The organism is Kytococcus sp. HMSC28H12 (genome assembly GCF_001816045.1).
Classification (GTDB): domain Bacteria; phylum Actinomycetota; class Actinomycetes; order Actinomycetales; family Dermatophilaceae; genus Kytococcus; species Kytococcus schroeteri.
Genome location: NZ_KV824375.1, coordinates 1 through 11,703, shown reverse-complemented (window position 1 = coordinate 11,703; position 11,703 = coordinate 1). Strand labels below are relative to the sequence as shown.

Here is an 11,703-nt window from a genome sequence, read left to right as displayed (position 1 = left end):
CCGGCTCCCCGGCATCGGCGACGCACCGGCACCCGCCGACCCGACGTCCCTGAAGGAGAACTCGTGAGCACCGCCCCGAGCACCCAGCCCTCGCCCCAGCGGGCAGGGCTCCCCGCGCCCGCTGCCCGCATCGTCTTCGTCGGAGCCGGCCCCGGGGACCCCGGCCTCATGACCGTGCGCGCCACCCGCGTGCTCGGCATGGCCGACGTCGTGGTGGCCGACGAGGGCCACCTCGAGGACGACTTCGTGGAGTGGATGCGCCCCGGGGCCACCTTCATGACGGTGCCGGCCGCGCAGGCCGAGCTCACCGCGGCCTCCCGGGCCAAGGAGCTGGTCTCCACCGCCAAGGACGCGGTCAAGCAGGCCGCCGAGCGCCGTGCCGAGGCCGGCGGAGGCCGCGAGGGCCAGGTGGTGCTGGCCCGCGTGGTGGACGGCGACCCGTCGATCTTCTCCTCGCTGGGCGTGGAGGCCGCCGCGGCCCGCAAGGCCGGGCTGGAGATCGAGGTCGTGCCGGGCGTCTCCGCCCTGCAGGCCGTGCCGACCTACGCCGGGGTGCCCATCGCCACCGGCACCAACCGCGTGGTGCACGCCATCGGCCCCGGCGGCCGCGTGAACCCCGCCGTGGTGGAGGACGACTCGACCACCTTGGTGCTCATCGGCAGCGCCGACGAGGTGGTGGAGCACGCCCGTGCCCTGGTGAAGGGCGGCCGCGCGGCCAACACCCCCATCGCGCTGACCGTGGGCGGCACCACCGCCCAGCAGGCCACGAGCATCAGCACCCTGGCGGACGTCGCCGAGGGCGCCGAGGAGGTGGAGGGCGACGAGGTGGTGGCCACCGTGGGCGCTTGCGTGGGCGACCGCGACACCCTCTCGTGGTTCGAGACCCGCCCGCTGTTCGCCTGGCGCGTGCTGGTGCCCCGCACCAAGGATCAGGCCGAGCCGATGGTGCGCGCCCTCTCCGAGCGCGGCGCCACCGCCCACGTGGTGCCCACCATCAGCGTGGAGCCGCCGCGCTCCCCGCACCAGATGGACAAGGCCATCCGCGGCCTGGTGACCGGCACCTACGAGTGGATCGGCTTCACCTCGGTGAACGCGGTGAAGGCCGTGCGCGAGAAGTTCGCCGGCCTGGGCCTGGACGCCCGCGACTTCGCCGGGCTGAAGATCGCCGCCGTCGGCGGCAAGACCGCCGACGCGCTGCGCGCCTGGGGAATCGAGCCCGACCTCGTGCCCAGCGGGGAGCAGTCCGCCCGTGGCCTGCTCGAGGACTGGCCGCCGTACGACGACGTGCTCGACCCGATCAACCGCGTCTTCCTGCCCCGTGCCGACATCGCTACCGAGGTGCTCGTGAGCGGCCTGCAGGAGCGCGGCTGGGAGGTCGACGACATCGTGGCCTACCGCACCGTGCGCGCCACGCCGCCGCCGGCGCCGGTGCGTGCCGCCATCAAGAACGGCACCTACGACGCCGCGGTGTTCACCAGCAGCTCCACGGTGCGCAACCTCGTGGGCATCGCCGGCAAGCCGTCGCCGAGCACCGTGATCGTCTGCATCGGCCCGGCCACGGCGGAGACCGCCACCGAGCTGGGGCTGCGCGTGGATGCGGTGGCCGAGGAGGCCAGCGGTGAGGCCGTCATCGACGCCCTCACCGCGTTCGCCCGCGGCCGGGTGGAGGAGGCGCTCGCCGCCGGCCGTCCTGTGACCCGTCCCTCGCAGGAGGTCACCAAGCGTCGGAGGAGCCGGTGAGCCCCGCGCCGGAGCGCCCCGTGCTGGGCCCGCACCGTCGCCCGCGTCGCCTGCGCACCACTCCGGCCATGCGGCGGATGGTGTCCGAGACGCGCCTGGCGCCGCAGGACCTCGTGCTGCCCGCCTTCGTGCACGAGGGTGACGCCCCGCGCGACATCTCCTCGATGCCGGGCGTGCAGCAGCACACCGTGGAGGGCTTGGTGGAGCTGGCCGTGCAGGCCCGCGACGCCGGGGTGAGCGGCATCATGCTGTTCGGCGTGCCGTCCACCAAGGACGCCGTCGGCAGCGGTGCCACCGACCCCGAGGGCATCCTCAACCGGGCCACGCGGGCGGTGCGCGACGCCGTGGGCGACGAGCTGCTGGTGATGACCGACCTCTGCCTGGACGAGTTCACCGACCACGGCCACTGCGGCGTGCTCGACGCCGCCGGCCGGGTGGACAACGACGCCACCCTGCAGCGCTACGCCGAGATGGCCGTGGCGCAGGCCCGCGCCGGCGCCCACGTGGTGGCCCCCAGCGGCATGATGGACGGCCAGGTGGTGGTCATCCGCGAGGCGCTCGACGAGGCCGGCTTCGCCGACGTGGTGGTCATGGCCTACACGGCCAAGTACGCCTCGGCCTTCTACGGCCCCTTCCGCGAGGCCGTGGACTCCTCCCTGCAGGGCGACCGCCGCACCTACCAGCAGGACCCGGCCAACACCCGCGAGAGCCTGGTGGAGCTGGCCCTGGACGAGGCCGAGGGTGCCGACATGGTGATGGTGAAGCCCGCCCTGGCCTACCTGGACGTGGTGGCGGCGCTGCGTGCGCACACCGACCTGCCCGTGGTGGCCTACCAGGTGAGCGGCGAGTACTCGATGCTGGAGGCCGCCGCGGCCAACGGCTGGATCGACCGCCGTGCCGCCGTGCTGGAGTCGCTCCTGGGCATCCGCCGTGCGGGGGCCGACGTGGTGCTCACCTACCACGCACTGGAGGCCGCCGCCTGGCTCCGCGAGGGCCGCTGACGCAGCGTCCCGGGGCCCGCGGCCCACTGGTCGCGGGCCCCGTGCGCCCCGTCCTTGCAGCGAACACTCAGGAAGGATTGAGACGGTCGTGTCCATGCCCACCCCTGTGTCCCCCGGTACCCCCGTGTCCCAGAGCGTCGCCTGGATGGAGCGCGGCCGCGCCGTGATCCCCGGGGGTGTGAACTCCCCGGTCCGCGCGTTCGGGGCGGTGGGCGGTGACCCCCGCTTCATCACCTCGGCCCGGGGCGCCCTGCTCACCGACGCCGACGGCACCGAGTACGTCGACCTCGTGGGCTCCTGGGGCCCGATGATCCTGGGCCACACCCACCCCGAGGTGCTCGAGGCCGTGACCGCGGCCGCCGCGCGCGGCTTCAGCTTCGGCACGCCCAACCCGCACGAGGTGGAGCTGGCCGAGGAGATCGTGCGCCGCATCGAGCCGGTGGAGGCCGTGCGTCTGGTGAACTCCGGCACCGAGGCCACCATGAGCGCGCTGCGCCTGGCCCGGGGGTTCACCGGCCGCGAGAAGGTCGTGAAGTTCGCTGGCAACTACCACGGCCACGTGGATGCCCTGCTGGCGCAGGCGGGTTCGGGTGTGGTCACCTTCGCGCTGCCGGACTCCGCCGGGGTGCCCGCCTCGTCGGCCGGGCAGACGCTGGTGCTGCCGTACAACGACGTGACCGCCCTGGAGCAGGCCTTCGCCGAGCACGGCCCGGAGGTGGCCGCCGTCATCGTGGAGGCCGCCGCCGGCAACATGGGTGTGGTGCCGCCGACCCCGGAGTTCGAGCAGGCGATGCGCCGCCTCACCCGTGAGCACGGTGCCCTGCTGGTCTCCGACGAGGTGATGACCGGCTTCCGCGCCAGCCCCACCGGCTGGCTGGGCCTCTCGCAGGTGGGGGACGCCCCGGACCTGTTCACCTTCGGCAAGGTGGTGGGCGGTGGCTTCCCGGTGGCCGCCTTCGGTGGCCGTGCGGACGTCATGGCGCGCCTGGCCCCGGCCGGCCCGGTGTACCAGGCCGGCACCCTCAGTGGGAACCCGGTGGCCGCCACCGCGGGCCTGACCACGCTGCGGCTGTGCACCGACGAGGTGTACGCCGCGCTGGACCACGCCCGCGACGTGCTCACCGCCGCCGTCACCGAGGCGTTCACCCGCGAGGGCATCCCGCACCGCATCGGCCGTGCGGGCACCATGTTCAGCGTCTTCTTCGGCGAGGACGAGGTGCGCGACTTCGCCGGTGCCCAGCAGCAGGACACCGCGCTGCACGCGGAGTTCTTCCACGCGATGCTGCGCCACGGCGTGCACCTGCCGCCGAGCGCCTTCGAGGCCTGGTTCGCCTCGGCCGCGCACACCGACGACGTGCTCGACCGCATCGTCACCGCCGTCGACGCCTCGGCCCGCGAGGTGCGCGCATGAGTGCGCCCACGACCGTGCACCCCACCGAGCCGCCGCGCCACGACGGGCGGGCCGACCGCACGCTGGTGCACGTGGTGCGCCACGGCGAGGTGTTCAACCCCGAGAAGGTGCTCTACGGGCGCCTGCCCGGCTACCACCTGAGCGACCGCGGCCACGCGATGGCGCGCATGGTGGCCGAGTCCCTGCGCGGGCACGACGTCACCCACCTGGTGGCCTCCCCGCTGGAGCGTGCCCAGGAGACCGCCGCCCCGGTGGCCGAGCTGACGGGGCTGGAGGTGCACACCGACGTGCGCGTCATCGAGTCCGAGAACCAGTTCGAGGGGCGCCGCGTGGGGTCCTCGAAGGGCGCCCTGCGCGACCCGCGCTCGTGGCCGGTGCTGTGGAACCCGCTGCGTCCGTCGTGGGGTGAGCCCTACCGGGTGATCGCCGCCCGCATGGACGCCGCGGTGCGCGACGCCGCCCGGGCCGCCCGCGGCCACGAGGCCGTGGTCGTGAGCCACCAGCTGCCGGTCTGGATGCTGCGCAGCCACCTGGAGGGGCGCGCCCTGCCGCACGACCCGCGCAGGCGCGAGTGCTCCCTGGCGAGCGTCACCACCATCGACCTCACCGGTGACGAGGTGTACGCCGTGCACTACAGCGAGCCCGCCGCCTCGCTGCTGCCCGGTGCCTCCCCGGTGCCCGGGGCATGAGCGCGCCGCGCCCGACGCGGGCCGGCCTGTGGACCCCCTCGCGTCGCCTCGTGCTCTCCGGAGGCCTCACCGGCCTCGGGGCGATGGCCCTGTCGGCCTGCGGCGGGGACGAGGGCAACACCGTCTCCGGCCGCGCCCGGGGCGAGGGCGACTCCAACTACATCTCCGGCGACGGCACGGTGGAGGAGCTGGATGCCGGCGAGCGGCGCCAGCCGGTGACGCTCGTCGGGAAGACGCTGGAGGGCAAGGACTTCCGACTCGAGGACGCCGACGAGAAGGTGGTGCTGCTCAACACCTGGGGCTCCTGGTGCCCGCCGTGCATCAAGGAGATGCCGGTGCTGCAGGACTTCTGGCAGGAGTACGAGAAGAAGGACGTGCTGCTGCTGGGCCTGGTGCAGCGGGACTCCGCCGAGACGGCGAAGGCCTTCGTGGCCTCCCGCAAGGTGACCTATCCCAACCTCGCCGACGACGGCGGGGCCACCCTCCGCGGGCTGCAGGGCGCCGCCTCGGCCACCCCCACCACGCTGGTGCTCGACGCGCAGCGCCGCATCGCCGCGCGCGTCTCCGGGCCGGTGGAGGCCTCCACCCTGCGCTCGCTGGTGGACCGCGTGCTGGGTGAGGGCGACTGAATGGGCCTGCAGGACACCATCGCCTCGGGCTTCCTGCCGTGGGCCATGGCGCTGGCCTTCGCCGGCGGCGTGGTGAGCTTCGCCTCCCCGTGTGTGCTGCCCCTGGTGCCGGGCTTCCTCGGCTACGTGACCGGGCTGGGCGGCGTGCAGGCCCAGGACCGGTCCGTGGGGCGCCCCCGCCTGGTGCTGGCCAGCCTGCTCTTCGTGCTCGGCTTCACCGTGGTCTTCCTCGGCCTGTCGGTGGTGGTCTCCGGGGTGAGCATCGCCCTGGCCGACGACCGCGGGCTGCTGCTGCGCGCCGGTGGGCTGGTGGTGCTGGCCATGGGTGCGGTGATGACCTTCGGGCTCGGCGGCCGTGAGTGGAAGGTGCGCTGGCGGCCTGCCGCCGGCCTGGCCGGGGCCCCGCTGCTGGGCGCCGCGTTCGGGCTGGGCTTCTCGGCCTGCATCGGGCCGGTCCTGGGGGCCATCCTCACCCTGAGCAGCTCGCTGAGCGGCTCCGGTGACGCCATCGCCCGCGGTGGCGTGCTCGCCGCGGCCTACAGCCTCGGCCTGGGCCTGCCCTTCGTGCTGCTGGCCGCCGGCATCTCCCGCGCGGCCACCGCCCTGGGCTGGATGCGCGACCACCACGGCGTCATCAGCGCCGCCGGGGGCGTGGTGCTCATGGTGCTCGGCCTACTCATGCTGGCCGGCGTGTGGGACCGGGTCATGGTCTGGTTCCAGACCGAGTGGATCTCCTCGTTCAGGCCGGTGATCTGATGGTGGGCACCCTGCGTTGGGCGTGGGCCCAGCTGACCAGCATGCGCACCGCGCTGCTGCTCCTGCTGCTGCTGGCCGTGGCCGCCGTGCCCGGCTCCATCTGGCCGCAGCGCTCCGTGGACTCCGCCGCGGTGGACCGCTACCAGCAGGACCACCCCGAGCTCTCGCGCGTGCTCGACGCGCTGCAGATGTTCGACGTCTACTCCAGCCCGTGGTTCGCGGCCATCTACCTGCTGCTGTTCACCTCGCTGGTGGGCTGCATCATCCCCCGCACCAAGGTGTACCTGGACGGCTGGCGGCAGCAGCCCCCGGCCGTGCCGCGGCGCACCACCCGCATGCCCGGCCACCGTGTGGTGGACCTGCCGGGTGCGGACGTGGACGCCACCGCCGCCGAGGTGGCCGCGCTGGGCCGCTCGCGCCGCTACCGGGTGCGCGAGGAGTCGCGCGCCGAGGGGGTCCGCGAGGTCTCGATGGAGACCGGCATGCTCCGCGAGCTGGGCAACCTGGTCTTCCACATCAGCCTCGTGGGCGTGCTCGTGAGCGTGGCCCTGGGCTACCTCTTCGGCTGGCGTGCCGAGGTGCTCGTGGTGGAGGGCGAGGAGTTCACCTCGAGCAACGGCCGGTACGACACCCTGAGCGCCGGGCCGTGGGTGGACACCCGCGACCTGCCGGACTTCCGCCTGGCCGTCGACGAGGTCGACGTCGACTTCGAGACGGACCCGGACGCCGGCAAGGGCCAGTTCGGCGCGCCCCGCCGCTTCGAGGTGGACGCCCGCTTCGACGACGGTGACGGTGAGCGCGCGCAGAAGTTCACCGTGAACGCCCCGCTCTCGGTGGGCGGCGCCCGCATCTACCTGCTGGGCAACGGCTACGCGCCGGAGGTGAGCGTCCGCGACGCGAAGGGCACCCTGCTCTACCGCGAGGCCTCCCCGATGCTGGTGCAGGACAACCAGTACACCTCCAGCGGTGCGTTCAAGGTGTCCGCCGGGGAGGACGGGAAGCAGCTGGGCCTGGCCGGGCTGTTCCTGCCCACCCAGGCCATCACCGGCGACCGCGGCCCCCACTCGACCTTCCCCGGCCTGGCCGACCCGGCCCTGGTGATGACCGCCTGGCAGGGCGAGCTCTTCCCCGGCGGCCGCCCGCAGTCGGTCTTCACCCTGAACACCGACCGCATGAAGCAAGTGCAGGGCAAGGACGGCACCCCGGTGCGCATCTTCCTGCGCCCCGGCGAGGAGTACGAGCTGCCCGGCGGCCGCGGCACCGTGACCTTCGAGGGCGTCCGCCGTTTCGCCGGCCTCACCGTGCGCCACGACCCGGGCCAGGTGCCCGCGCTCGTCTCGGCGCTCACCGGCCTGGTGGGCCTGGTGATGACCCTGACCATCCGCCGCCGCCGCTACTTCGTCCGCATCGTGCCGGGCGAGGGCGGGGCCCGCGTGGAGATGGCCGGCCTGGCCAAGGGCCACGACCCCACGGTGGCCGAGGGCGTGGATGCCCTCCACACGCAGCTGACGCAGCGCCTCGGGACCGCCCGGGCGCAGGACGAGGAGAACTGATGACCGTGCAGGGAGCGCCGATCGCGCTGCTGGCCTCGGTGGACGAGCCGATGGCCCGCACCTCCGACGTGCTCTCGGTGGTGACCATGGCCGTGCTGGCCCTCTCGATGCTGGCCTACACCGGCTACCTCGCGATGGCCGACGGCCGCCGCATGGGCACCGCCGGGCAGGTGCTGGCGCTGCTGGGCACCGGCACGCTGCTGGCCACCATCGCCACCCGTGGGCTCTCGGTGCACCGCGCGCCGCTGGGCAACATGTACGAGTTCGCGCTGGCCGCCGCCGCCTTCGCGATGGTGGGCTTCACCCTGTGGGCGTTGCGCCGCGACACGCGCTGGCTGGGCCTGTTCGTGGTGGGGCCGGTGCTGCTCATCCTCGGCGCGGCCACCACCGCCTGGTGGACCGAGGCCTCCCAGCTCATGCCCTCGCTGCAGAGCGCCTGGCTGGTCATCCACGTCACCGTGGCCACGCTCTCCATCGGTGTGTTCGTCATCGGCTTCGCGCTGGCGGTGCTCTACCTGCTGCAGCGGCGTCGGGAGGAGCGCGGCAGCGGCCCGGCCTTCCTGGAGCGCGTGCCCTCGGCCGACCGGCTGGACAAGCTCACCTACTCGGCCCACGTCATCGGCTTCCCGCTGTGGACCTTCACGCTGGTGGCCGGCGCCATCTGGGCCGAGCGCGCGTGGGGCCGCTACTGGGGCTGGGACCCCAAGGAGGTGTGGACCTTCGTCATCTGGGTGGTCTACGCCGCCTACCTGCACTCGCGCGCCACCGCTGGGTGGACGCGCCACTCGGCCTGGCTGGCCATCGCCGGCTTCGCCTGCATCATCATCAACTACGCCGTCGTCAACGTGTACTTCGTCGGCTTCCACTCGTACTCGGGGATGTGACCGTGCTGCGCTACACGCTCCTGCGGATCCTGGTGTTCCTGTTCTTCGCCGCCGGGTTCTTCCTGGTGGTCGAGCTGACCGGGGTGGACCTCGGCAGCACCGGCCCGTTCTGGGTGGTGGTCGCCGCCGCCCTGGCCTCGATGGTGGCCTCGTGGTTCTTCCTCAAGGCGCCCCGGCAGGACTTCTCCGCGCAGATCGACGACGCCATCGCGCGTCGTGAGGCGAAGCGCTCCCGCACCCAGCCGGTGAGCGACGAGGACGTGGAGGACCAGGTGACCGGCGCCCCCGCCGCCCGGCGTGCGGGTGGCGAGGACGACTTCGTCTGAGCCTCAGCGCTCCACGCGGGTGACGGCCACCTCGTACCGGCCGACCCCCGAGGTGGGGGCGACCTGCAGGAAGGTGAAGCGCCGCGGGGCCTCCACGACGGCACGCCGCTTCGTGCCGTCGCAGACGAACCGCTGGGGTGCGCCGAGGGGCGAGCCGCCCCGGCCCTGGGCGCGGAGCGCGAGGGTCCCGTCTCCGTCGCACCGCACGGTGACATGCATCCGCCGCCCCGGGGCGACCTCGGCGACGAACGCGTCCCCGCCGCCCTCGCCGGAGACGGAGATCAGCGCGTCGGGCTCCAGGGTGGGCGGGGCGACGACGCGGTACAGGCGGTAGGCGGCCCGGGCGCCGGGGTCGACCGTCACCCGCACCGAGGACCCGGGGTCCACGACGTGGGTGGCACGGCTGCCGTGGGCCGGGGAGCTGCACTCCAGGTGCGTGGGGTCCCCGAGCCCGTCGTCGATGGTGACGCGCCCCGTCCCGCCGCAGGCGACGGCCACGTAGACGCCCTCGCCCCGGGGCACCTTCACCCCGACGGTCCTCACGGTGGTGGTCCGCCCGGCGGGCAGGGTGGTGGCCGGGCGGAGCTCCTCCTCCTCGGGGCCGGCCTGCCCCAGCAGGGGGGTGGTGCTGGGCGAACCCTGCGGGGTCGGCTCGGTGGGGGCGGTGCCGTTGCCGTCGTCCCCGCTGCCGTCGTCGGCGGTGGCGACGTGGGTGGTGGGGCTCGGGCTGGCGTCGTCTCCGGAGCCGCTGGGGCCGGTGGAGGGCTCTGTGCTGATGCTGCCCGTGCTGCTGGTGGTCGAGCCGTCGGCCTCGGGCGAGCCGTCCCCGCCGGTGCAGGCACTGAGCCCCATCGCGAGGCAGAGCAGGGTGGCGGTGGTGGTGAGGCTGCGGCGCACGGTGTTCCCCTCGGCGGACGGTTCGGACTCCCAGACGGGAGTGGCCCGATCCTCGCGCCCCGACGTGCGTCGGTGGGCGGGACCGGGCCACTCGTGACCGGATCGTGATGCGGTGTCAGCGCACGGGTCTCATTGTGCGGGCCTCACTGCATCGTGCTGAGCACGGCGATCTCGTAGTGCCCCATGGTCGGGGTGAGGGCGCGGAAGGAGCTGAACGGCTTCTCGGCCGTCAGCGTCAGGTCGTGGCGCTCGCCGTCGCAGGCGACCTCCACCTCGGGGCCCACCGGGGTGCCCTGCCCGCCCCGGGTGGGGGCCAGCGTCATCGAGCCGCCGCCGTCGCAGCGGACGGCCAGCTCGGCCTGCGTGGAGCCCTCCTTCACCAGGTAGGCGACGGGGGAGCCGTTGCGGCCGGCGTGCTTCTTCTCGGCCTTCTCGCCGGGCTCCAGGAGGTCATCGCCGCCGGACGGGTCGCCGCCGGACGGGTCGCTCGGGCTGGTGGAGCCGGACGGGTCCTCGCTGGGCGCGGGCGAGTCGTCCGGGGCGGACCCCGACGGGGTGCCCACCGAGCTGGTGGGGCTGTCGGACCCTCCCGACCCGCCCTCATCGGTCCCGCACGCGGACAGGGCGAGGCCCAGTCCCAGCAGGGTGGTGAGTGTCAGTGCACGGCGCATGGCGTCCCCTTCGGGGTGGCGGACGGGCACCGGGCGGTACCCGTTCTGCCTGATGATGCGCCGCCCGACGCGGCGTGTGAACCCCACCACGGGTGGGAGTCGACCACGGGGCCGGGCGCAGCCGCGTGGGGCGTCAGCCGGTCAGCGGCCAGCCCACCACAGGCCCAGGCCCCACAGCAGGCCCAGCACCAGCTGCATGCGCCCGGTCTGGCCGAGCACACCGATGAGGGCCCGGCCGCGGGCGCGCTGCAGCACGGCGCGCACCGGGGGGACGGCCAGCGGCAGCGCGAGCAGGGCCACGACGGCGGGAGTGTGCTGCAGCCCGGAGGCCAGCACCATGAGGAAGGCCAGGCCGATGAGGCCGGCGTACAGCCTCCGCGTGCGACGGGCACCGAGCCGGACCGCGAGCGTCACCTTGCCCACGGCGGCGTCGCCCTCGATGTCGCGGAGGTTGTTGGTGAGGTTGAGGGCGGCCGCCACGGCGCCCACGCCGACGGCTCCGGCGAGCCCGGCCCAGGACGTGGTGCCGGCCTGCGTGAGCTGCGTGCCCAGGACGGCCACGAGGCCGAAGAAGACGAAGACGGCCACCTCGCCCAGGCCGCGGTATCCGTAGGGGTTCTTGCCGCCGGTGTAGTTCCACGCCGCCCACACGGCCGCCGCGCCGACGAGCAGCATCCACCAGTGGCCCGAGAGCACGCTCAGGGCGATGCCGGCCAGCCCGGCCAGGGCGAACGCGCTGAACGCCGCGGCCTTGACCTGCTGCGGCGGCGCGAGGCGCTGGCCCACCAGGCGCACCGGGCCGATGCGCTCCTCGTCGGTGCCGCGGATGCCGTCGGAGTAGTCGTTGGCGTAGTTGACGCCCACCTGCAGGGCCAGGGCCACCACGAGGGCCAACAGCGCGAAGCCCCAGTGGCCGGCGTCCTCGTGGCCGTGGGTGCCGCGTAGGGCGAACGCCGCGCCGGTGCCGACGGCCACGGGGGCCACCGCTGCCGGGAGCGTGCGGGGGCGGGCGCCCTCGATCCACTGGGCGAGCGTGGCCATGGTCGAGGGGTCCTCCTGGCTTGAATGGTCAAGGGTCGGCATGGATTCGGTCACGATGTGGTGTGATCTGTCGTCGCCTCTTGCGGACAGCGTTGGGGGGGGGGG

Annotated in this window: 12 protein-coding genes; 9 read left to right on the top strand and 3 right to left on the bottom strand. The window is 74.0% G+C overall.

The genetic code is table 11. The features are described from left to right. The first annotated feature begins 63 nt into the window (after positions 1 to 63). From HMPREF3099_RS04385 to HMPREF3099_RS04345, 9 genes are all read left to right on the top strand, one after another. Entirely contained in the window at positions 64 to 1,740 is a 1,677-nt protein-coding gene (locus HMPREF3099_RS04385) for a bifunctional uroporphyrinogen-III C-methyltransferase/uroporphyrinogen-III synthase (RefSeq protein WP_070704452.1), read from the top strand. Positions 1,741 to 1,760: 20 nt separating this feature from the next. Continuing rightward, entirely contained in the window at positions 1,761 to 2,741 is a 981-nt protein-coding gene (gene hemB, locus HMPREF3099_RS04380; RefSeq protein ID WP_101849322.1) for a porphobilinogen synthase, read from the top strand. 94 nt (positions 2,742 to 2,835) lie between these two features. Then, the gene (hemL, locus tag HMPREF3099_RS04375; RefSeq protein WP_070704464.1) at positions 2,836 to 4,152 is read left to right on the top strand and encodes a glutamate-1-semialdehyde 2,1-aminomutase; all 1,317 of its coding nucleotides are present in this window, start codon (positions 2,836 to 2,838) and stop codon (positions 4,150 to 4,152) included. Then, the gene (locus HMPREF3099_RS04370) at positions 4,149 to 4,841 is read left to right on the top strand and encodes a histidine phosphatase family protein (protein WP_070704449.1); all 693 of its coding nucleotides are present in this window, start codon (positions 4,149 to 4,151) and stop codon (positions 4,839 to 4,841) included. The genes hemL and HMPREF3099_RS04370 overlap by 4 nt, the downstream gene beginning before the upstream one ends. Next, the gene (locus tag HMPREF3099_RS04365) at positions 4,838 to 5,470 is read left to right on the top strand and encodes a TlpA family protein disulfide reductase (RefSeq protein ID WP_083323484.1); all 633 of its coding nucleotides are present in this window, start codon (positions 4,838 to 4,840) and stop codon (positions 5,468 to 5,470) included. The genes HMPREF3099_RS04370 and HMPREF3099_RS04365 overlap by 4 nt, the downstream gene beginning before the upstream one ends. After that, positions 5,471 to 6,226, top strand: a complete 756-nt coding sequence (locus HMPREF3099_RS04360; RefSeq protein WP_180802196.1) for a cytochrome c biogenesis CcdA family protein — start codon at positions 5,471 to 5,473, stop codon at positions 6,224 to 6,226. Beyond that, complete coding sequence (locus tag HMPREF3099_RS04355) at positions 6,226 to 7,779, top strand: cytochrome c biogenesis protein ResB (protein WP_070704446.1); 1,554 nt, start codon at positions 6,226 to 6,228, stop codon at positions 7,777 to 7,779. Before HMPREF3099_RS04360 ends, HMPREF3099_RS04355 begins: the two co-directional genes overlap by 1 nt. Further along, complete coding sequence (ccsB, locus tag HMPREF3099_RS04350; RefSeq protein WP_202816687.1) at positions 7,779 to 8,663, top strand: c-type cytochrome biogenesis protein CcsB; 885 nt, start codon at positions 7,779 to 7,781, stop codon at positions 8,661 to 8,663. The genes HMPREF3099_RS04355 and ccsB overlap by 1 nt, the downstream gene beginning before the upstream one ends. 2 nt (positions 8,664 to 8,665) lie before the next feature. Continuing rightward, positions 8,666 to 8,989 carry a DUF4229 domain-containing protein gene (locus tag HMPREF3099_RS04345; protein WP_168168432.1) on the top strand — a complete coding sequence of 108 codons (324 nt, stop codon included), beginning with the start codon at positions 8,666 to 8,668 and terminating at the stop codon, positions 8,987 to 8,989. Positions 8,990 to 8,992: 3 nt separating this feature from the next. Here HMPREF3099_RS04345 and HMPREF3099_RS04340 read toward each other — a convergent pair whose 3' ends face one another. The 3 genes from HMPREF3099_RS04340 to HMPREF3099_RS04330 form a co-directional block, all read right to left on the bottom strand. Next, the gene (locus tag HMPREF3099_RS04340) at positions 8,993 to 9,886 is read right to left on the bottom strand and encodes a hypothetical protein (RefSeq protein ID WP_070704441.1); all 894 of its coding nucleotides are present in this window, start codon (positions 9,884 to 9,886) and stop codon (positions 8,993 to 8,995) included. A gap of 143 nt (positions 9,887 to 10,029) precedes the next feature. After that, positions 10,030 to 10,557: a hypothetical protein gene (locus tag HMPREF3099_RS04335; RefSeq protein ID WP_141494302.1), complete on the bottom strand. Its 528-nt coding sequence runs from the start codon at positions 10,555 to 10,557 to the stop codon at positions 10,030 to 10,032. 141 nt (positions 10,558 to 10,698) lie between these two features. Then, on the bottom strand, positions 10,699 to 11,598 hold the full coding sequence (locus HMPREF3099_RS04330) for a 1,4-dihydroxy-2-naphthoate polyprenyltransferase (protein WP_070704435.1): 900 nt from the start codon (positions 11,596 to 11,598) through the stop codon (positions 10,699 to 10,701). Positions 11,599 to 11,703: the final 105 nt, after the last annotated feature.